Raw genomic sequence first — 19,709 nt, 5'->3', positions numbered from 1 at the left:
CATAAATTAATATTAAACAGACCAAGACTTCGACCGCCCCGCCCCCCCCCCCCCCCCCCCCCCCCCCCCCCCCCCCCCCCCCCCCCCCCCCCGCTCTCCCCCCGGAGCGACCGCATGCCCCCAACCCTCGGCGTCGGCCTGATCGGCTACGCCTTCATGGGCGCCGCCCACTCGCAGGCCTGGCGCACCGCCCCCCACTTCTTCGACCTGCCCCTGCGACCGGAGCTGACCGTGCTCGCCGGCCGGGACGCCGCCCGTGTCGCCGACGCCGCCGGGCGGCTGGGCTGGTCGAGCACCGAGACCGACTGGCACCGGGTCGTCGAGCGGTCCGACGTCGACCTGGTCGACGTCTGCACCCCCGGCGACACGCACGCCGAGATCGCCATCGCCGCCCTGGACGCCGGCAAGCACGTGCTCTGCGAGAAGCCGCTGGCCAACACCGTCGCCGAGGCCGAGGCGATGGCCGAGGCCGCGGCGCGCGCCGCGGCCCGCGGCGTCCGCTCGATGGTCGGCTTCACCTACCGGCGGGTGCCGGCCGTCGGGCTGGCCCGGCAGCTGGTCGCCGAGGGGCGGCTCGGGCAGATCCGGCACGTGCGCGCGCAGTACCTGCAGGACTGGATCGCCGACCCGGCCGCGCCGATGTCGTGGCGGCTGGAGAAGGACAAGGCCGGCTCGGGTGCGCTCGGCGACATCGGCGCGCACATCGTCGACCTCACGCAGTACATCACCGGCGAGCGGCTCACCGGGGTGAGCGCCCTGCTGGAGACCTTCGTCAAGCAGCGGCCGCTGCCGGTCTCCAGCGGCAGTCTCAGCGGCGTCGGCGGCGACGAGGTCGGCGAGGTGACCGTCGACGACGCGGCGGCCTTCCTCGGCCGGTTCACCGGGGGCGCGCTGGCCACCTTCGAGGCGACCCGGTTCGCGCTGGGCCGGAAGAACGCCATCCGCATCGAGGTCAACGGCTCGGCCGGCAGCCTGGCCTTCGACTTCGAGGACATGAACGTGCTCGAGTTCTTCGACGGCTCCGAGCCGGCCGCGACCGCCGGCTTCCGCCGGGTCATCGTGACCGAGCCCGAGCACCCCTACATCGCCGCCTGGTGGCCGGCCGGCCACGGGCTCGGCTACGAGCACGGCTTCACCCACCAGGTGGTCGACCTGGTCACCGCGATCGCCAAGGGCGAGGACCCCGCGCCGTCCTTCGCCGACGGGCTGCAGGTGCAGCGGGTGCTCGACGCGGTCGAGCGCAGCGCGGCCGCGGACTCCGTCTGGACCCCCATCCCCACCTGACCGAGGAGGACCTCGATGCCCCGCCCCGTCACCCTGTTCACCGGCCAGTGGGCCGACCTGCCCTTCGAGGAGATGTGCCGGCTGGCCTCCGAGTGGGGCTACGACGGCCTGGAGATCGCCTGCTGGGGCGACCACCTCGACGTCGAGCGCGCCGCGAACGACGACTCCTACGTCGAGGAGCGGCTCGCGCTGCTCGACAAGCACGGTCTCAAGGTGTGGGCCATCTCCAACCACCTCAACGGCCAGGCCGTGTGCGACGACCCGATCGACGAGCGGCACCGCGGCATGGTCCACCCGCGCGTGTGGGGGGACGGCGACCCCGAGGGCGTCCGGCAGCGGGCTGCGGAGGAGATGAAGACGACCGCCCGCGCCGCGGCGAAGCTCGGCGTGAAGACCGTCGTCGGGTTCACCGGGTCGAAGATCTGGAAGACCGTCGCGATGTTCCCGCCGGTGCCCGAGTCGATGATCGAGGACGGCTACGCCGACTTCGCCGCCCGGTGGAACCCGATCCTCGACGTCTTCGACGAGGTGGGGGTGCGCTTCGCGCACGAGGTGCACCCCTCGGAGATCGCCTACGACTACTGGACGACGGTCCGCACGATGGAGGCGATCGGCCACCGGGAGGCCTTCGGGCTCAACTGGGACCCGAGCCACTTCGTCTGGCAGGACCTCGACCCGGTCGGCTTCCTGTGGGACTTCAAGGACCGGATCTACCACGTCGACTGCAAGGACGCGAAGAAGCAGGTGGGCAACGGCCGCAACGGCCGGATGGGGTCGCACCTGCCCTGGGCCGACCCGCGCCGCGGCTGGGACTTCGTCTCCACCGGGCACGGCGACGTCCCGTGGGAGGCCTGCTTCCGGATGCTGAACACGATCGGCTACGACGGGCCGATCTCCGTCGAGTGGGAGGACGCCGGCATGGACCGCCTGCTCGGCGCCCCCGAGGCCCTGCAGTTCGTCCGCCGGCTGGCGTTCGACCCGCCGGCGGCCGCCTTCGACGCGGCCTTCGCCAGCGGGAACTGAGAGGACCCCTCTGCAGGGCCCCACCGCGCGCAGGCTCGCGGCGGGGCCCTGCAGAGGGGCCGCCGAGGGGGCGGCCGGCGGTCGGGGGTCCCGCCGGTCGCCTCCTCGGGGTCCCGGAGCCCGCGCGTCGGGGGCGGCGCGGGTCACGCGGTGACGGAGACCGGCACCTCCATGCCGTTGGCCCGGTGCTGGCCGACGCTGCAGTAGAAGGAGTAGTCCCCCTCCTCGAGGGGGACCTCGAGGGTCGCGGTCCCGCCGGGCTGGATCACCTCCGTGCCGGCGACCTCCTGTCCGTCCCGCTCGACGACGAAGTCGTGCGGCATGTTGCCGGTGTTGGTCACCTCGAAGGTGTACGTGCCGGCGGAGTAGCTGTCCTCGGACAGCTCGAAGTCGAAGTCGACCGCGGTCACCGTGACGGTCTCGCTCTCGGCAGCCGGGGCCTCCGCGGACGACGACGGCGCCGCGGCCGCGCTCGAGCTGGTGTCAGCGGCGCTGCTGGACGTACCGCCGGCCGCGGCGTCGGCGTCGCCGTCGTCCCCGCCGCAGGCACTCAGTCCGAGACCGAGGGCCAGCACGAGGGCGGCGGCGCGGCGGGCGGAGCGGGTCGGTGTGGGCACGGGACCTCCTCGGGGACCGCGGTGCCACCCCGACGGCGGGCACCGCTGTGGCCCGAGATACTGCAACCTTGAAGGACCGGCCGGGTACCCCTTCACAGCAGGTTCACAGGTGGTCGACAGCCGGTCGCCAGGGGGCGTCAGCCGGTCACGCGGCGGCACCAGGCCACAACGGTCGCGAGGACCTCGGGGTCGACCGGACCGCGCAGCTCGGCCCGGTAGGCCCGCAGCGAGGCGGGGCCCGGCTGGCGTCGCAGCGTGTGCGTCAGGTCGGGCACGCGGTGGACCTCCGCCCCGCCGGGCACGGTCGCGGCGATCGTCTCGAGGTCGGCGGCGGGCACCTGGAGGTCCTTCTCCCCGGTCAGCGCCAGCACCGGGACGGTCACCCGGGCGAGGTCCGTGCGGGGGTCGTGGGCCATGAACTCGCGGGTCCACCGGGCGTTGACACGGGCCCCGCCGATCCGCGCGACGTCGGTCGTCGTCGCCTTGATCTTGCCGTGGTTGGCGGCGACCTTCGCCTCCAGGTCGGTGCGCAGCAGCCGGAGCAGCCCGCGCACCGGTGCGGGGAGGCTGGGGGCGATCTGGCGGGCCTGCCAGCGCAGCAGGTCCTCGCCCGGTGTGGCGCTCATCGCCAGCAGGACGACGCCCACGACCTCCGCGCCCCGGGCGGCCAGCGCGGCGGCCAGGAGCGCGCCCTCGCTGTGCCCGGCCAGCACGACCCGGCGCGCGTCGACCTCGGGCCGGGCGGCCAGCGCGTCCCGTGCCCGCGCGAGGTCGTCGACGTTGTCGTACAGGCCGGCGGCCCGCCAGTCCCCGGGACTCCCACCGACGCCGCGCTTGTCGTAGCGCAGCGAGGCCAGCCCGCCCTCGGCGAGGGCGGAGGCCAGTTGCCGGGTGACGTCGAAGCGGGCCCGGCGGTGGTTGGAGTCGCGGTCGATCGGACCGGACCCGGCCGCGAGGAGCACCGCCGGTGCCGGGAGCGGGGTGTCGGGGAGGGTGAGGGTGCCCGCCAGCGCGGGCTGGTCCGGGACCTGGAGCGGCAGCTCGCGCACGGTCAGCGGGCCGGGGTGAGCGCGGCGGCCAGTGCGGCCGGGTCCTCGGCGCCCACGAGCAGCGTGTCGAACCGCTGGCCGGCCAGCCGGACGCGAACGGCGGGCTGGCCGCGGCGCACCGACACCAGCGCCTTCTCCCCGCGCGCCCGCCAGGTGCCGATCTTGCGGACGCCGGGCAGGCCGAGGCCGGGGGCGCGCAGGCCGTGGGTGGCCGCCAGTCCGTCGGGGACGACCTCCACCGACGTCACCGACGAGCGCGGCACCTGCAGGTCGCGGAGCAGGCCGAGGAACTTCTCGGCCGTCGTGAGGGTGACGCGGAGGGTCTGCGGAGTGGTGGTCATGGTCGCCATGGGACTATCGTCATCGATACTGAGAATGATGTCAACCATGAGAAAGGTGGTGCCGTGGCGACCGCGGACCTGCTGCTGCACCCGGTCCGGCTCCGGATCGTTCAGGCGTTCCTGGGGGACCGGACCCTGACCACGGCCGACCTGCACGCCGAGCTGGCCGACGTCCCGCCGGCGACGCTGTACCGGCACGTCGGTGTGCTGGCGGAGGCCGGCGTCCTCGTGGTGGCGGGGGAGCGGCGGGTGCGCGGCGCCACGGAGCGCAGCTACCGGCTGGTGACCGAGGCGGCCTCGGTCGAGGCCGCCGGGATGTCCGTCGAGGACCACCGCCGAGCCTTCGCCACCTTCGTGGCCGCGCTGCTCGCCGACTTCGACCGGTACGCCGACCGAGCGGACGCCGACGCGCTCGACCTCGCGCGCGACGGCGTGGGCTACCGGCAGTTCGGCCTGTGGCTCACCGACGAGGAGTTCGCCGGGCTGGTCACCGACCTGCGGGCGGCCCTCGCCGCCCGCGCGGCCAACGAGCCCGACGGCGTGCGCCGCCGGCGCGTCGTCACCCAGGTGTTCCTGCCCGGGTGACCCCGGTGCCCTGGACGTGGCCGTTCCCGGCCCCGCCCAGGGCACCGGCCCGAGCTCGCGAGGGGTGGGGAGGGTGGGGTCCTCTCTCAGGCGGCGTCGCGTCGCGCGGCCCGGGTGGCCTTCCGGTTGGCCCGGGCGAGGGTCCTGGCAGCCTTGCGGACCCGGCGCGGCTCCCGGTCGATCGTGCCGCGGGTGAGCAGGCCGACGCCGATGCCCAGCAGCCACACGTCCTTCGCGATGGTCAGGCCCTCCTGCGTCGGGGCCAGGCTGCCCGGCTTCCGCATCCCCGGGGTGTTCAGGTACAGCCCGAGCAGGCCGCCGGAGAACCCGGTGAGCAGGGCGCCGGCCAGCGCCGTCGGCACGAACGGGGTCAGCAGCGCGGTGCCGACGGCGATCTCGGCGTAGGCCAGGCCCTTCACGAACTGCTGCGGCGGGACGCTCTTCAGGAACGGGTACGTGCCCGAGGCGAACCCGTGCAGACCCGCGGCGGTGGCCTCGTCGGCGTTCCGCTTGCCCAGGCCGCTGTTGAGGATGAACGCACCGGCCGAGATGCGGGGGCCGATCTCGGACAGGGTGATGGGCAGGGCCATGGCGGTGTACCTCGCTCGTCGGTCGGGTGGTTCCGGGCTCTCCTCACCCTGGCCGACCTTCCCTGTGCCCACCACCCCGGGGGTCGACCGGGGCGGACGACGGTCAGCGACCGCCGCGCCGCGACCGCCCGCTGAACGCCGCGGCCGAGTGCGTGCCGGCCCGCGCGGCCAGCTCGGCCCGCGTGCGCGCCGGGCCCGTCGTCCGGCCGGACGACGCCGCGCCGGTGCCGCCCGAGCCACCCGAGCCGCCGGAGCTGCCGCCGGACCGGCGCCGCCGGCCGCCGCCCTGCCCCTGCGGCTGGGGAGCCGGCGCCGGGGCGGGCTCGACGTGCGGCGCGGGCGGGCCGGTCAGCGCCGCGATCTCCGGCGCGCCGGGGCGCACCGCGCTCACCGTCGGCGTGATGCCGGCCTGCCGGGCGAGGGTCCGCACCTCGCCGGCCTGGTCCGGCGTCGCGACGGTGACGACCGTGCCGCCGGCGCCGGCCCGCGCGGTCCGCCCGGAGCGGTGCAGGTACGCCTTGTGCTCGGCCGGTGGGTCGACGTGGACGACGAGCGCGACGTCGTCCACGTGGATGCCGCGAGCGGCGATGTCGGTCGCGCACAGCACCCGGGTGGTCCCGCTGCTGAAGGCCTCGAGGTTGCGCTCGCGCGCGTTCTGGCTGAGGTTGCCGTGCAGGTCGACCGCGGGCACGCCGGCCGCGGTGAGCTGCTTGGCGAGCTTCTTGGCCTGGTGCTTGGTGCGGGTGAACAGCACGCTGCGGCCCAGTCCGGAGGCGAGCTCGCGGACCACTGCGGCCTTGTCCGCGGCCTCGACCCGCAGGACGTGGTGGGTCATCGTCGCGACCGGCGCCACGGCCGGGTCGACCGAGTGCGTGACCGGGTCGGACAGGTAGCGCTTCACGAGGACGTCGACGCCGTTGTCCAGCGTGGCCGAGAACAGCAGCCGCTGACCGGTCCGCGGCGTGCGGTCCAGGATCCGCTTGACGCCGGGCAGGAAGCCCAGGTCGGCCATGTGGTCGGCCTCGTCGAGGACCGTGACCTCCACGGCGGAGAGGTCGGCGTGCCCCTGGCCGATGAGGTCCTCGAGCCGGCCGGGGCAGGCGATGACGACGTCGACGCCGGCGGCGAGCGCCTGCACCTGCGGGTTCTGGCCGACCCCGCCGAACACGGTGGTGGCCCTCATGCCCAGGGCGCGGGCGAGCGGCTCCACGGTGGCGAGCACCTGGTTGGCCAGCTCACGGGTCGGCACCAGGACCAGCGCGCGCGGCCGCCTGGGCTGCCGGCGGCTGTCGGACGCGGCCAGCCGGGCCACCAGCGGCAGGCCGAAGGCGAGCGTCTTGCCCGAGCCGGTGCGGCCCCGGCCGAGCACGTCCCGCCCGGCCAGCGAGTCGGGCAGCGTCGCGACCTGGATCGGGAAGGGCGCGGTGATGCTGCTCGCCGCGAGCAGCTCGACCAGCGGCGCGGGCACCCCGAGGGCGGCGAAGGTGGTGTCGGCGGGGACGACGGTGGCGGGGGCGCCGGCCGGCACGACGGGGGCCGGGGCGGGGTCCGGTCGCGGGGTGTCCACCGCGCCGGTCGGGCGGGCCGGACGGGGGGCGCCGCCGGAGCGGCCGCGGCCGCGGCTGCCGCGGCGGCGGGGGCGCGGCGCGGCGTCGGACGCGGGCGTGGACGGGTCGTGCGAGGTCATTCGGTCTTCCTGACGGTCGGATGGCCGCCGTCGATCCCGGGCGCGGCACACCTGCGGGGCAGGGCGGGCTCGCGTCCACCGTGGGACGTCGGACAGCCGGCGCGCCTCGGTGGCGCAGCCTGGTGCCGACGTCGAGTCCTGCAGCTCCGGATGAGCGGAGGGCGGCGCCGGTACCTCGTACTCAACCAGATGCGGACCGCGTCTGTGCCGTCACCCCAGGGAGTGTCCGGTCACACCCGCGCCGCGGTAGGTGCGCCGGTAGGCGCCGGGGGCCACGCCGATCGTGGCCCGCAGGTGCTGGCGCAGCGAGGCCGGCGTCCCGAACCCGGCGTCGGCGGCGACCCGGTCGATCGGCGCGTCGGTCGACTCCAGCAGCTGCCGGGCCAGGGCCAGCCGCTGCCCGGCCAGCCAGCGCAGCGGCGACAGGCCGGTCTCCTCGCGGAACCGGCGGGTGAAGGTCCGCACGCTCATGCGCGCGTGCGCGGCGAGGTCGGCCAGGGTGAGCGGCTCACCCAGCCGCTCGACGGCCCAGGCCCGGGTGGCGGCCGTGCCCGCCTCGCCGGCCTCGGGCAGCGCGCGCTCCACGAACTGCGACTGCCCGCCCTCCCGCCAGGGCGCGACGACGTTGCGCCGGGCGACCCGGTTGGCGACCTCGCTGCCGTGGTCCCGGCGCACCAGGTGCAGCAGCAGGTCGATGCCCGCGGCGACACCGGCGGAGGTCAGCACGTCCCCGTCGTCGACGAAGAGCACGTCGGGATCCAGGTGCACGGCGGGGAAGTTGCGGCGGAACGGCTCGACGTCGCGCCAGTGCGTGGCCGCGGGGCGGCCGTCGAGCAGCCCGGCGGCAGCGAGGACGGACGAGCCGGTGCAGATCGACACCATGCGGGCGCGGCCGGCGGCGTCGCGCAGCGCGTCCCGGAGCTCCCCGGGGATCCGGCCCTCGAGGACGGCCGGGCCGCCCATGACGCCGGGGACGACCACGGTGTCCGCCTCGGCGAGCGCCGTCCCGTCGTGTTCGGGGAGGACGGAGAACCCGTCGGCGGTCCGCACCGGGCGCCCGTCGAGCGTGACGATCCGGACGCGGTAGAGCGGGCGACCCTCGTCGTCCTCCGCCAGGCCGAGCAGGCGGTACGGCAGACCGAGCTCGAACCCGACGACGTTCTCGACGGCGACGACGACGACCTCGTGTCTGCGCGGGGGTGGCCGCATGGCCGGACTCGGGCCCCCAGTCATGGCCGGATCGTTGCACATGTTGGCCTCCGGGCCACTGTCGGTCGTCGGTGGCGGTCCGTCATGCTCCTCGTCGTGACGACCACCGATCACCCCCGCACGGCCGGCGCCCGCCGCATCCACCCGGCGTGGTGGGTCGCGGCGGTCACCTTCCTGGCGCTGGTCGGCGCCGCGGCGTTCCGGGCCGTGCCCGGCGTGCTCATCGACCCGCTGCGCGCGGAGTTCGGCTGGTCGGTGACGACGATCTCGGCCGCCGTCGCGGTGAACATGGCGCTGTTCGGGCTGACCGCGCCGTTCGCCGCCGCGCTGATGGAGCGCTTCGGCATCCGCCGGGTGGTCGTGGCCGCCCTGCTGCTCACCGCGACCGGCAGCGGGCTGACCGTCTTCATGACCGCCAGCTGGCAGCTGGTCCTGCTGTGGGGCGTGCTCGTGGGCCTCGGCACCGGGTCCATGGCGCTGGCGCTGGTGGCCACGGTGACCGGCCGCTGGTTCGTGGCCCGCCGCGGTCTGGTCTCCGGGATCCTCACCGCGGGCAGCGCGACCGGCCAGCTGGTCTTCCTGCCGCTGGTCGCCTGGGCCGACCAGGCCTGGGGCTGGCGGGCGGCGTCCCTCGGGACGACGGCGGCGGCGCTGGCCGTCGTCCCGCTGGTGCTGTGGCTGCTGCGCGACCGGCCGCGGGACCTCGGGGTCGCGCCGTACGGCGGGACGCCGGACGACGACGTCGCCCCGGTCCGGACCGGGGCCGCGCGCGCGGCGGTCCGCGGCCTGGTCGAGGGGGCCCGCAGCCGACCGTTCTGGCTGCTCGCCGGCGGGTTCTTCATCTGCGGGCTGTCCACCAACGGGCTGGTGCAGCCGCACTTCATCCCCGCCGCGCACGACCACGGGATGCCGGTGACGACCGCGGCGGGGCTGCTGGCCGTCGTCGGCGTCTTCGACATCGCCGGCACGGTGCTCTCCGGCTGGCTCACCGACCGGGTCGACCCGCGCGTGCTGCTGCTGGCCTACTACGGCCTGCGGGGCCTGTCGCTGTTCCTGCTGCCGACCCTCTTCGGATCGGACCTGCACGTCAGCATGATCGCGTTCATCGTGTTCTACGGCCTGGACTGGGTGGCCACGGTGCCCCCGACACTGGCGCTGTGCCGGGAGCACTTCGGTGCGCGGGCGCCGGTGGTGTTCGGCTGGGTGTTCGCCTCGCACCAGATCGGGTCGGCGTTCGCCGCGTTCGGCGGCGGCGTGATCCGGGACGTGACCGGCTCCTACGACCTCGCCTGGTTCACGGCCGGCGCGCTGTGCCTGGCGGCCGCGGCGATGTCGATCGCGATCCGGCGCTCCCGGCCGGCGTCGTCCGACGTCGGGCTGCCACCGTCGCCCACGCAGGCGGCGGCCGGCCAGGCGCACGGCTGAGGGCCATAGTGGCCACGAAGGCACGCCGGGCGGCGGGCTTCGTGGCCACTTCGGCCGCGGCGCGCGCTCAGCCGGTGCGCTCGAGGGTGAGCCGAACGGTCTGCACCCGGATGGTGTCGCCGGCGAACACGAAGGTGTCGACGCCCTCGGCCCGGGCCTTCTCCGCCACCGCGGACCACTCGAGGAACAGGACGTCGTCCACGAAGACCTGGGTGGGCATGTCCCACGCGGCGTCGGGGAGGTCGCCGAGCAGCCCGGTGAAGAGCTGCCGGATGCCGTCCCTGCCCCGGACGACCTGGTCCGGGGTGATGAGCACGGCGTCCTCGGCGTAGTCGGAGACGATCGCGTCGACGTCCCCGGCGCCGATCGCCTCGACGTGGTGCTGGAAGACCTCCTGCGGCGTGCGGGCCATGGCTCCTCCTGAGCGCGTCACCGGTCGGGGGTGCCGAGCATGCTCCCGACCGGTGACGCTGCACAGACCCCGTGGTGGCACGGCGTCGCGGTGGGGGCGAACAGCGCCGAGGAGCAGACCGCCACGCCGCAGAGCAGCAGCGCGAACCCGACCGGGCGGACCAGCCGGGCGCCCCACCGGGCGGTCTTCTCGGCGACCATCACGGCGGTCAGGACGAGCATCCAGGCCAGGCTGGCGACGCCGGTGGCGGTCAGCAGCAGCATCAGCGCCCAGCAGCAGCCCAGGCACCACAGCCCGGCCCGGACGCCGAGGCCGGCCGCGGCACGGACGCCGCGCCGGTAGTGCTGCCACAGGAAGGACGCCGGCGACCGGCAGCTGGTGAGGCAGGCGTCCTTGAGCCGGCTGAACTGGTAGCCGCCGGCGAGCAGCAGCGCGCCGCCGAGGACCAGCTCGTCGCGGGCGGCCAGCCACGGCCACGCATCGACCAGCCGGTGCACTGCCCAGGCGCCGGCCAGCGCGACGGGGGCGACGGCGGTCCACGTGGCCAGGTACCCGGCGTAGAGGCCGGCCCGGGCGGCCCGGGGGTGCGGCCCCCGGGCGCTGACCGCCGCGAACAGGCGCGCCAGCGGCACCAGCGTGGGCAGCATCATCGCGCCGAGCATCACCGTCCAGGCGGCCAGGGCGGCGGCGGCCTGCACGGCCCACGGTGCGGCGCCGTCGACCGCCGGGTGGCCGTGCCCGGCCGCCCCGCCGAGCACCAGCGCGAGGGTGAGCGCCCAGCACGCGGCGGCGACGCCCCACAGGGCCGGCGCGGGGTCGCGCGGGAGGCGCGCCGCCGGGCCCGCCCGGGACGCCGTGGTCACGCCGGCCGCTCAGCCGGAGAACCGGAAGTGGCCCTGGATGGCGTTCTTCCCGGAGATGTCGATGTCGGGCCGGCCGAGCATGCGTCCGGCCTGCCGGTAGACGGTGGCCTTCCCGGGGAAGGCGGGCGAGCCGGGGATGGTGCTGAACACCGTCTCGTTCAGCGTCGTCGTCCGGCCGGTGGCGCCCTGGAACGGGGCGAGCTCGGCCTCCACGACGTCCCCGATCCGGAGCGTGCCGGCGCCCTTCTCGACGGTGAAGGTCAGCGGCGCCCGCTGCACCGAGACCACCTCGCCGATCAGCGCGGCGAGGTCGGCGATCGGGCCGCCCAGCTGTCCGGTGAACACGTCGAGCAGCGCCTGCTGCTGCTCGTCGGTGCAGCGGTCGTCCACGTAGAGGGCGACCCGCCAGTTGCCGGCCAGCACGTTGCCGGGGATGTGGGTCACCGACGCCAGCGCCCGGTCGGAGACGTCGACCCCGCGGATCGTGCCGGAGTCGATGTACCAGGCCAGCGCCGAGTCGCAGACGCCGCCGTCGGGGTCCTCACCCACCCAGCAGGGACAGATGGCGTCGCAGGTGCACACCTCCAGGAGGCGGCCCTCGAGCGTGTAGGTCGTGGTCTCGGTGGTGGCGGTCGCCGTCATGGTCGTCCTCCCCCTGGCGCGCCGGGTCCTCGGGCACGGTCATCGCAGCACCGCGGGCCCGGCGGAGGGCAGGGTCGCCGGTCCCTGCCGTGGCAGGGACCGGCGAGTGCCGGTCAGGCCGAGCCGGCGAGGGCGGGGTCGACGCGGCGCCCGGTGATCAGGTCGGCCGCCCGCTCGGCGACCAGCATCGTCGGGGCGTTGGTGTTGCCCCGCACCAGCGTCGGCAGCACCGACGCGTCGACCACCCGCAGCCCGAGCAGGCCGTGCACGCGCAGCTGCGGGTCCACCACCGCGTCGTCGTCGGTGCCCATGCGGCAGGAGGAGACCGGGTGGTAGAGCGACTCGAGGGTGGCGCGCACCGCCCGGCGCAGCCCGTCGGGGGAGGACACCGTGCCGCCCGGGGACCACTCCTCCCCGAGGACGGCGGCCAGCGGGCCGGTCGCGGCGAGCTCGCGGGCCGTCTCGACCCCGCGGACGAGGGCGTCGAGGTCTTGCTCGTCGGTGAGGTAGCCGGGGTCGATCGCCGGGGCCCGGGTCGGGTCCGCCGAGCGCAGCCGCACCGAGCCCCGCGAGTGCACCCGGACCAGCACCGCCGCGGCGGTGAAGGCGTCGACGTCGGGGTCGACCTCCGCCTGCCGCCAGTACATGACCGGCAGGAAGTGGAACTGCAGGTCCGGCGCCGGCAGGCCGGGCCGGGAGTGCGCGAACAGCCCCGCCTCGGCGAGGTTCGACGTCAGCGGACCGCGCCGGGCGGCGAACCACCGCGCGTACCCCGACGGCGACTCGCCGCGGAACAGCGACCGCCCCGAGCGGGTGCGCCAGACCGCCGGGACCAGCGGGTGGTCCTGCAGGCCGGCACCCACGCCGGGCAGGTCGCGGACGACGTCCACGCCGACCTCGCGCAGGTGCGCGCCGGGGCCGATGCCCGAGAGCAGCAGCAGCTGCGGGGAGTTGACCGCCCCGCCGGCCAGCACGACCTCCGCGGTGGCGGAGGCGGTGTGCGTCCGCCCGCCGGAGCGGTACTCGACGCCCGTGGCCCGCCCGCCGGAGACGAGCACCCGGGTGGTCAGCGCGCCGGTCCGCACCGTGAGGTTGGGCCGGCCCAGCGCGGGCCGGAGGTAGGCGTCGGCGGCCGACCAGCGCCGGCCGCGCCGCTGGGTGAGCTGGTAGAGCCCGGCGCCCTCCTGCGTGGCGCCGTTGAAGTCGTCGTTGCGGGGATGGCCGGCGGCGATCGCGGCCTGGACGGCGGCCCGGGACCACGGGTGCGGTGAGCGGGGGTCCTCCACCCGCAGCGGGCCGCCGATGCCGTGGAACCGGTCGGCGCCGCGGGCGTTGTCCTCCATCCGGCGGAACAGCGGCAGAACGTGCTCGTAGGACCACGACGCGTCGCCGGTGAGCGCCGCCCACTCGTCGTAGTCGCACCGCCCACCGCGCACGTAGATCATCGCGTTGATCGACGAGGACCCGCCGATCAGCTTGCCCCGCGGCCAGTACAGCCGCCGCCCGCCCAGGCCCGGCTGCGGGTCGGTGGTGTAGTTCCAGTCCCGCCGGGTGCGCCAGTTCTTGTACAGCGCGGCCGGGACCTGCACCTCCAGCACGTCGTCCGAGCCGCCGGCCTCGAGCAGCAGCACCCGCCGCGACGGGTCCTCCGAGAGCCGGCCCGCCAGGACGCAGCCAGCCGACCCCGCGCCCACGACGACGACGTCGAACTCCTCGGCCTCGTCCAGAGGGCCGGAGTGGCCACGAAGGCCGCCCTCCGGCGTGCCCTCGGGGCCACCTCGGCCGTTCGAGGCCACCGTCACCGGTGCCGCCCGTGCACCAGGCCGATGACCCGGGCCAGCGCGTCGGCGGCCGCGGCGGGGCGGCCGAAGCTCATCAGGTCGACCGGCAGCGGGAAGCGCTGCCGGGTGATCGCCTTGGCCCGGGTGAACTCCTTGAGCCCGTCCGCGCCGTGGATGCGGCCGAAGCCGCTCTCGCCCACGCCGCCGAAGGGCAGCGCGGGCACCGCGGCGAAGGTGAGCACCGAGTTCACCGAGGTCATCCCGCTGCGCATGCGCCGCGCCAGGTCCATCGCCCGCTGCCGGGACCGGGAGAAGACCGCGCCGGCCAGGCCGTGCGGGTTGGCGTTGGTGCGCGCCAGCGCCTCCTCGGCGTCGCGCACCCGGGAGACGGTGAGGGTCGGGCCGAAGGTCTCCTCGCGGACCGCGGCCGAGGTCTCCGGGACGTCGAGCAGGACCGTCGGCGCCACGTACCGGCCCTCGACGGTGCCGCCGGAGAGCACCCGCCCGCCGGCGGCGACGGCGTCGTCCACGTGCCGGCGGACGACGTCGGTCTGGGACGGCATGGTCATCGGCCCGTAGGCGGCGGCGTCGTCCGAACCCGGGCGCAGGCCGCGCACCCGCTCGGTCAGCTGGGCGACGAAGGCGTCGTAGACCCGCTCGGTCGCGTAGACCCGCTCGATGCCGATGCAGGTCTGCCCGGCGTTGCTCATCGCGCCCCAGACCGCGGCGTCGGCGGCGGCGGCCACGTCGGCGTCGTCGTCGACGATCATCGCGTCCTTGCCGCCGAGCTCCATGAGCACCGGGGTGAGGGTCTCGGCGCACGCGGCCATGACCGCCCGCCCCGTGGGGGCCGACCCGGTGAAGGCGAGTTTGCCGACCCCCGCGCGGCACAGCGCCGCGCCGGTCCCGCCGGCGCCGGTGACGACCTGGAGGGCGTCGGCGGCGTCCGGCACGGCGGCCCGCCAGGCGGCGGCCAGCCACGTGCCGACCGCCGGGGTGTGCTCGGACGGCTTGAAGACGACGGCGTTGCCGGCCGCGAGCGCGTAGGCGATCGAGCCCATCGGCGTGAAGACCGGGTAGTTCCACGGGCCGATGACGCCGACGACGCCGAGTGGCTGGTACTCCAGGTGGGCGGCGTGGTTGGCCGCGAGCAGGCCGGGGTTCACCCGCCGCGGGCCCAGGACCCTGCGGGCGTGCGCGCCGGCCCAGGCGAGGTGGTCGACCGCGAGGCCGATCTCGAGGATCGCGTCGGCGTGCGGCTTGCCGTTCTCCCGGTGCACCAGGTCGGCCAGCTCGTGCAGCCGGCGCGCGAGGTAGCCGCGGTAGGCCGCCAGCCGCCGCCGGCGGCCGTCGAACCCGAGGGCGGCCCACGCGGTGGCGGCGGTCCGGGCCCGCTCGACCGCGGCGCGCACCTCCGCGGTGTCCTGCACGGGGAACACGCCGACGACCGCGCCGGACGCCGGGTCGGTGGACTCGAAGGTGGGGGCGGCTCCGCCGGGGACGGCGTCCTCCTGCTCCGCGAGCGTCATGGGGCGGAGGCTATCCACCGGTGGTGCGGGCCGCCTCCACGCAGGCACACCCCTGGCGCGCGTCACTGATCTGCGTATCGTGATCTCAGCGCCTCCGGGCCGGCGGGTTCCCCTCCCGCCCGCCGGGAGGCCGGTTGCACCGGGGAGGGCGTCTCCCTTCGCCGATCGGACGGGAGGACGGCCATGACGAGCGCGACCGCATCGCCGGCGGGGAGCGCGCGGCCGTGACCGCCGCGGCGCCGCTGCCCGGCGACGGGGGGCCGGCCGACGGCCTCGGGGACGACCTCGACGCGGCCGCGACGCCGCACGTGCGCCCGCAGACCCACGTGCTCATGTTCTGCGGCGTCCACCTGACCGACCCGGGCGTCGCCGTCCCCACGCCGGCGCTGGTCGACGTGCTGACGCGCGTGGGGGTCGGGGAGCACGCCGCCCGGTCGACGGTCAGCCGGATGCTGCGCCGCGGCACGCTGGAGGGGCACCGCCGGGGCAAGCGGGTGCTCCTCTCGCCCTCCCCGGCCGCCCGGGCCGAGCTCACCGCGGGCGGCGAGCGGGCCTGGCGCTCGCCGGTCAACCGCACCTGGGACGGGCAGTGGACGCTGCTGGGCTTCTCGCTGCCCGAGAGCCGGCGCGCCGACCGGCACGTGCTGCGCTCCCGGCTGCAGTGGGCCGGGTTCGGCATGCTGCAGAACGGGCTGTGGGTGGCGCCGCGGAGGGTCGACGTCGAGGCGCTGCTGCGCACGGTCGACGTCCTCGACTCGCTGAAGGTCTTCCGCGCCCGGGTGGCCGCGCCCAGCCAGGTCACCGACCTCATGGACGACGCGTGGGACGTCGCGGGCATCGCCCGGGGCTACACGCGCTTCCTCGAGCGGTGGGACCGGCCCGACCCGCTGCCCGGCGCGACCGACGACCTCGCCCGCCAGCTGTGGCTGCACGGGGAGTGGACCCTGCTGGCCCGCGCCGATCCCGGGCTGCCCATCGAGTACCTGCCGGCCGACTGGCCCGCCGTCCGCGCCGAGCACGTGGCGCTGCGGCTGCGGGCCCGGTACGAGGCGGGCGCGGGCGCGCTCGCCGCGGGTCTGGTCGAGCGGCTCGACCCGCCCGGGAACACGCCGCGCTGACCTGCGCACCATCCGCGCCGCCCTCCGATTCCGACGCACGTGCGTTGACGTCCGACACAGAAGTGAATAACTTGCCGGGCAGTGGTCGACGTGGTGCGTGCCACGTCCCCCCATCCCCGACCCGTTCGAGAGGACTCCCATGCAGCTGAACGGCAAGGTCGCCGTCGTCACCGGGGCCGGTCGCGGCCTCGGCCAGGCCTACGCCAAGGCGCTCGCCGCGGCCGGTGCCGCCGTCGTGGTCAACGACCTCGATGCCGAGCTCGCCGAGGAGACGGTCAAGGCCATCCAGGCCGCGGGTGGCACCGCGGTCGCCGAGGGCTCGGCCATCGGCTCGACCGAGGCGGCCGAGGCGATCGTCGCCAAGGCGGTCGAGGAGTTCGGCCGGCTCGACATCATGGTCACCAACGCCGGCGTGCTGCGCGACCGCTCGCTGCTGAAGATGGAGGACGCCGACTTCGACGTCGTCGTGGAGACGCACCTGCGCGGCACCTTCACCTGCGGCCGCGCCGCCGCGCGCCGGTTCAAGGAGCAGGGCGGAGGTGGCCGGCTCATCCTCATCGGCTCCCCGGCCGGTCAGCGGGCCAGCTTCGGGCAGACCGGCTACACCGCCTCCAAGGCCGGCATCGTCGGCCTGGTCCGCACCTGGGCCGCCGAGCTCGAGCGCAGCGGCAGCACGGTCAACGCGGTCATCCCGGTCGCGCTGACCCGCATGGTCGCCACCATCCCGGGCTTCGCCGAGCTGGTCGAGAAGGCCGACCGCGGCGAGCCCATCCCGGCCGAGGTCCGCGCCAGCGGGCTGGGCACGCCCGACGACGTCGCCGGGCTCGTGGTCTTCCTCGCCTCCGACGAGGCCGCCGGCATCACCGGCCAGGCGATCGGCGCCGGCGGCGACCGGATCTCCATCTGGTCGCACCCGAGCGAGGTCGTCGCCGAGCTGCGCGAGGGCGGCTGGACCGCCGACGCGATCGCCGAGGCGTTCCCGACGACGTTCGCCCCGCACCTGCAGGCCTTCAAGCCGGACACCGTCCCCGGCGTCCCCGAGGGGAAGTGAGCGCCGGCATGGCCATCGACCTCGACGCGATCGTCGCCATCGACGTGCACACCCACGTGCACAAGTCCGTCCAGGGCACCGCGTACACCGCGGACGCCGAGGACATGGGCGAGTACTTCGGCATCGGGAAGATGCCGCAGTACTCGATCCCGGAGCTGGCCGAGTACTACCGCGAGCGGAAGATGGCCGCGGTCGCCTTCGGCGTGGACAGCGTCTCGCAGACCGGCGAGGAGCCGGTCCCCACCAACGAGGAGGTCGCCGAGCTCGCCGCCGAGCACAGCGACGTCATCATCCCGTTCGCCAGCATCGACCCGGCCCGCGGCGCGGCCGGCGTGCGGGCGGCCCGGAAGCTGGTCACCGAGTACGGGGTCCGGGGCTTCAAGTTCCACCCGAACACCCAGGCGTTCTTCCCGAACGACCGGTCGGCGTACCCGCTCTACGAGGTCATCGCCGAGCACAACCTGGTCGCCCTGTTCCACACCGGCCAGACCGGCGTGGGCGCCGGCCAGCGGGCCGGCGGCGGGATCCGGCTGAAGTACTCCAACCCGATGCACGTCGACGACGTCGCCGTCGACTTCCCGGACATGAAGATCATCCTGGCGCACCCGTCCTTCCCGTGGCAGGACGAGGCGCTGTCGGTGGCCACCCACAAGCCGCAGGTCTACATCGACCTGTCCGGCTGGTCGCCGAAGTACTTCCCGCCGCAGCTGGTGCAGTACGCCAACTCGCTGCTGAAGAACAAGGTGCTCTTCGGCTCCGACTTCCCGGTCATCACCCCCGAGCGGTGGATGAAGGACTTCGACGGCATCGCGATCAAGGACGAGGTGCGGCCGAAGATCCTCAAGGAGAACGCCGCCCGGCTGTTCGGGCTGGACGGTCCCGCGGCGTGAACGAGAGCTTCGCGACCGTCCTGGAGACGGTCGGGGACCTCCGGCGCGACCGGCTGGCGGTCAGCCACGGGGAGCGCACCCGCACCTGGGCCGAGCTGGACGAGCGGGCCGCCCGCCTCGCCGGCCACCTCGCCGCCCGGGGGATCGGCCCGGAGTCCCGGGTCGCGGTCGCGCTCTACAACGGCATCGAGTACCTGGAGAGCGTCTACGCGATCCTCAAGCTGCGCGCCGTCCCGCTGAACGTCAACTACCGGTACCGGCGGGACGAGATCGTCGCGCTGCTGGAGGACGCGCGGGCCGAGGCGGTGGTCTTCGACGCCTCGCTCGCCGAGCGGTTCGGCGAGGCCCGCGCGGCCCTGCCGGGGCTGACGGCGCTGGTGCAGGTGGGCGGGGCGGACGACGTCCCGGAGTGGGCCGACGACTACGAGCGGGCGGTGGCCGACGCCGAGCCTGCGCCGCGCACCCAGCGCGGCAACGACCTCTGGCTGATGTACACCGGCGGCACCACCGGCCGGCCCAAGGGCGTGCTGTCCCGGCACTCCGGGCTGTTCAGCACGTGCAGCGCCAACGGGTTCCTGCTGCTCGGGGAGCCGTTCCCGCAGACGCTCGACGAGCTGCGGGCCACCCTGGAGCGGCTGGGCACCGACCGCGACGCGATGGTCTGCCTGCCGGCGCCACCGCTGATGCACGCGACCGGCATGTACACCACGTTCGGTGCGCTGCTGGCCGGCGGCCGCGTGGTCTACCTCCCGTCGCGGTCCTACGACCCCGACGAGCTGGCGGCCACGGTGCAGCACGAGCGGGTGGACACCGTGTCGATCGTCGGCGACGTCTTCGCCCGGCCGCTGGCCGACGCGCTGGACGCCGCCGAGGCCGCCGGCCGGCCGTACGACCTGTCCAGCCTGCGGCGGATGATCAGCGTCGGCGTGACCTGGAGCGCCGACGTCAAGGAGCGGTTGCTCCGGCACGCCGACATGGTGTGCCGGGACCTGGTCGCCTCCTCGGAGGGCGGTCCCTACGCCGTCGTCGAGACCCGGCGCGGCGAGGTGACCGAGACCGCCCGCTTCCGGCTCTTCCCGGGCGCGGCGGTCATCGACGACGCGGGACGGCCGGTCGCGCCGGGGTCCGGTGAGATCGGGCTGCTGGCCGCGCCGGTGGACGAGCACATCCGCTACCAGGGCGACGACGCGGCCACCACGGGGACCTTCCGGGAGATCGGCGGACGGCGCTGGGTCGTCCCCGGCGACATGGCCAGCCTCGAGGCCGACGGCACCGTGGTCTTCCACGGCCGCGGCAGCCGGGTGATCAACACCGGCGGCGAGAAGGTGTTCGCCGAGGAGGTCGAGCAGGTGCTGCTCACCCACCCCGCCGTCTCCGACGCCATGGTCGTCGGCGCCCCGGACCCCCGGTGGGGCTCGCGGATCGTCGCGGTGGTCGCCCTGCAGCCGGGCGCGCAGCTGACCGGCGAGGAGGCCCGGGCCTACGTCGGGGAGCGGCTGGCCGACCACAAGCGGCCCCGCGAACTGGTCGTCGTCGACGAGTTGAAGCGCAGCCCCTCGGGCAAGGCAGACCTGACCTGGGCCCGGCACGTCGCCGAGTCCGCCGGCTAGTCC

General features: G+C 75.4%; 19 protein-coding genes. 8 read left to right on the top strand and 11 right to left on the bottom strand.

The features are described from left to right. Nucleotides 1–114 precede the first annotated feature (114 nt). Both ACI782_RS20950 and ACI782_RS20945 read left to right on the top strand, forming a co-directional pair. Nucleotides 115–1,284, top strand: a complete 1,170-nt coding sequence (locus tag ACI782_RS20950) for a Gfo/Idh/MocA family protein (RefSeq protein ID WP_456912025.1) — start codon at nt 115–117, stop codon at nt 1,282–1,284. Nucleotides 1,285–1,299: 15 nt separating this feature from the next. Next, entirely contained in the window at nt 1,300–2,307 is a 1,008-nt protein-coding gene (locus ACI782_RS20945; protein ID WP_456912024.1) for a sugar phosphate isomerase/epimerase family protein, read from the top strand. 143 nt (nt 2,308–2,450) lie between these two features. Here the strand turns inward: ACI782_RS20945 and ACI782_RS20940 are convergent, their stop codons facing one another. From ACI782_RS20940 to ACI782_RS20930, 3 genes are all read right to left on the bottom strand, one after another. Next, the gene (locus tag ACI782_RS20940; protein WP_456912023.1) at nt 2,451–2,924 is read right to left on the bottom strand and encodes a cupredoxin domain-containing protein; all 474 of its coding nucleotides are present in this window, start codon (nt 2,922–2,924) and stop codon (nt 2,451–2,453) included. A gap of 137 nt (nt 2,925–3,061) precedes the next feature. Further along, nucleotides 3,062–3,973 carry an alpha/beta hydrolase family protein gene (locus ACI782_RS20935; protein WP_456912022.1) on the bottom strand — a complete coding sequence of 304 codons (912 nt, stop codon included), beginning with the start codon at nt 3,971–3,973 and terminating at the stop codon, nt 3,062–3,064. Nucleotides 3,974–3,975: 2 nt separating this feature from the next. Then, nucleotides 3,976–4,314 carry a hypothetical protein gene (locus tag ACI782_RS20930; RefSeq protein WP_456912021.1) on the bottom strand — a complete coding sequence of 113 codons (339 nt, stop codon included), beginning with the start codon at nt 4,312–4,314 and terminating at the stop codon, nt 3,976–3,978. A 63-nt stretch (nt 4,315–4,377) separates the two neighbouring features. On the opposite strand from ACI782_RS20930, the gene ACI782_RS20925 reads away from it, so the two are divergent. Beyond that, nucleotides 4,378–4,899: a helix-turn-helix domain-containing protein gene (locus ACI782_RS20925; RefSeq protein WP_456912020.1), complete on the top strand. Its 522-nt coding sequence runs from the start codon at nt 4,378–4,380 to the stop codon at nt 4,897–4,899. Between the two features lie 86 nt (nt 4,900–4,985). Here the strand turns inward: ACI782_RS20925 and ACI782_RS20920 are convergent, their stop codons facing one another. From ACI782_RS20920 to ACI782_RS20910, 3 genes are all read right to left on the bottom strand, one after another. Further along, the gene (locus ACI782_RS20920) at nt 4,986–5,489 is read right to left on the bottom strand and encodes a hypothetical protein (protein ID WP_456912019.1); all 504 of its coding nucleotides are present in this window, start codon (nt 5,487–5,489) and stop codon (nt 4,986–4,988) included. Between the two features lie 103 nt (nt 5,490–5,592). After that, nucleotides 5,593–7,176 (bottom strand): DEAD/DEAH box helicase, encoded by a 1,584-nt coding sequence (locus ACI782_RS20915; protein ID WP_456912018.1) that lies wholly within the window; start codon nt 7,174–7,176, stop codon nt 5,593–5,595. A 210-nt stretch (nt 7,177–7,386) separates the two neighbouring features. Beyond that, a complete protein-coding gene (locus ACI782_RS20910; protein WP_456912017.1) occupies nt 7,387–8,385 on the bottom strand; it encodes a GlxA family transcriptional regulator in 999 nt (332 codons plus the stop codon). 96 nt (nt 8,386–8,481) lie between these two features. On the opposite strand from ACI782_RS20910, the gene ACI782_RS20905 reads away from it, so the two are divergent. Further along, nucleotides 8,482–9,810: an MFS transporter gene (locus ACI782_RS20905; RefSeq protein ID WP_456912016.1), complete on the top strand. Its 1,329-nt coding sequence runs from the start codon at nt 8,482–8,484 to the stop codon at nt 9,808–9,810. Between the two features lie 67 nt (nt 9,811–9,877). Here the strand turns inward: ACI782_RS20905 and ACI782_RS20900 are convergent, their stop codons facing one another. The 5 genes from ACI782_RS20900 to ACI782_RS20880 all read right to left on the bottom strand — a co-directional run bounded on the left by ACI782_RS20900 (nt 9,878) and on the right by ACI782_RS20880 (nt 15,037). Continuing rightward, a complete protein-coding gene (locus ACI782_RS20900; protein WP_456912015.1) occupies nt 9,878–10,222 on the bottom strand; it encodes a nuclear transport factor 2 family protein in 345 nt (114 codons plus the stop codon). A 17-nt stretch (nt 10,223–10,239) separates the two neighbouring features. After that, nucleotides 10,240–11,085, bottom strand: coding sequence for a DUF2182 domain-containing protein (locus ACI782_RS20895; protein ID WP_456912014.1), 846 nt, complete (start codon nt 11,083–11,085; stop codon nt 10,240–10,242). A gap of 9 nt (nt 11,086–11,094) precedes the next feature. After that, complete coding sequence (locus ACI782_RS20890) at nt 11,095–11,727, bottom strand: DUF1326 domain-containing protein (RefSeq protein WP_456912013.1); 633 nt, start codon at nt 11,725–11,727, stop codon at nt 11,095–11,097. A 113-nt stretch (nt 11,728–11,840) separates the two neighbouring features. After that, nucleotides 11,841–13,529, bottom strand: coding sequence for a GMC family oxidoreductase (locus ACI782_RS20885; RefSeq protein WP_456912012.1), 1,689 nt, complete (start codon nt 13,527–13,529; stop codon nt 11,841–11,843). Next, nucleotides 13,526–15,037, bottom strand: coding sequence for an aldehyde dehydrogenase family protein (locus tag ACI782_RS20880; protein WP_456912011.1), 1,512 nt, complete (start codon nt 15,035–15,037; stop codon nt 13,526–13,528). The genes ACI782_RS20885 and ACI782_RS20880 overlap by 4 nt, the downstream gene beginning before the upstream one ends. Before the next feature lie 224 nt (nt 15,038–15,261). Between ACI782_RS20880 and ACI782_RS20875 the strand changes: the two genes are divergently transcribed. The 4 genes from ACI782_RS20875 to ACI782_RS20860 all read left to right on the top strand — a co-directional run bounded on the left by ACI782_RS20875 (nt 15,262) and on the right by ACI782_RS20860 (nt 19,706). Beyond that, on the top strand, nt 15,262–16,155 hold the full coding sequence (locus tag ACI782_RS20875) for a PaaX family transcriptional regulator (protein ID WP_456912010.1): 894 nt from the start codon (nt 15,262–15,264) through the stop codon (nt 16,153–16,155). 139 nt (nt 16,156–16,294) lie between these two features. Beyond that, nucleotides 16,295–17,206, top strand: coding sequence for an SDR family NAD(P)-dependent oxidoreductase (locus ACI782_RS20870; protein WP_456912009.1), 912 nt, complete (start codon nt 16,295–16,297; stop codon nt 17,204–17,206). Nucleotides 17,207–17,214: 8 nt separating this feature from the next. Then, nucleotides 17,215–18,096 (top strand): amidohydrolase family protein, encoded by an 882-nt coding sequence (locus tag ACI782_RS20865; protein WP_456912008.1) that lies wholly within the window; start codon nt 17,215–17,217, stop codon nt 18,094–18,096. Further along, entirely contained in the window at nt 18,093–19,706 is a 1,614-nt protein-coding gene (locus ACI782_RS20860) for an AMP-binding protein (RefSeq protein WP_456912007.1), read from the top strand. Before ACI782_RS20865 ends, ACI782_RS20860 begins: the two co-directional genes overlap by 4 nt. Nucleotides 19,707–19,709 lie beyond the last annotated feature (3 nt).

Source organism: Geodermatophilus sp. SYSU D00703 (assembly GCF_054050155.1).
This window is presented reverse-complemented; position numbering and strand designations above follow the sequence as displayed.

What these genes read in the sequence shown, in the direction of transcription:
- ACI782_RS20870 (WP_456912009.1), top strand. Translation starts at nt 16,295, where the DNA reads ATGCAGCTGAACGGCAAGGTCGCCGTCGTCACCGGGGCCGGTCGCGGC.
- ACI782_RS20880 (WP_456912011.1), bottom strand. Translation starts at nt 15,037, where the DNA reads ATGACGCTCGCGGAGCAGGAGGACGCCGTCCCCGGCGGAGCCGCCCCC.
- ACI782_RS20890 (WP_456912013.1), bottom strand. Translation starts at nt 11,727, where the DNA reads ATGACGGCGACCGCCACCACCGAGACCACGACCTACACGCTCGAGGGC.
- ACI782_RS20930 (WP_456912021.1), bottom strand. Translation starts at nt 4,314, where the DNA reads ATGACCACCACTCCGCAGACCCTCCGCGTCACCCTCACGACGGCCGAG.
- ACI782_RS20900 (WP_456912015.1), bottom strand. Translation starts at nt 10,222, where the DNA reads ATGGCCCGCACGCCGCAGGAGGTCTTCCAGCACCACGTCGAGGCGATC.
- ACI782_RS20865 (WP_456912008.1), top strand. Translation starts at nt 17,215, where the DNA reads ATGGCCATCGACCTCGACGCGATCGTCGCCATCGACGTGCACACCCAC.
- ACI782_RS20945 (WP_456912024.1), top strand. Translation starts at nt 1,300, where the DNA reads ATGCCCCGCCCCGTCACCCTGTTCACCGGCCAGTGGGCCGACCTGCCC.
- ACI782_RS20950 (WP_456912025.1), top strand. Translation starts at nt 115, where the DNA reads ATGCCCCCAACCCTCGGCGTCGGCCTGATCGGCTACGCCTTCATGGGC.
- ACI782_RS20915 (WP_456912018.1), bottom strand. Translation starts at nt 7,176, where the DNA reads ATGACCTCGCACGACCCGTCCACGCCCGCGTCCGACGCCGCGCCGCGC.
- ACI782_RS20910 (WP_456912017.1), bottom strand. Translation starts at nt 8,385, where the DNA reads ATGCGGCCACCCCCGCGCAGACACGAGGTCGTCGTCGTCGCCGTCGAG.
- ACI782_RS20920 (WP_456912019.1), bottom strand. Translation starts at nt 5,489, where the DNA reads ATGGCCCTGCCCATCACCCTGTCCGAGATCGGCCCCCGCATCTCGGCC.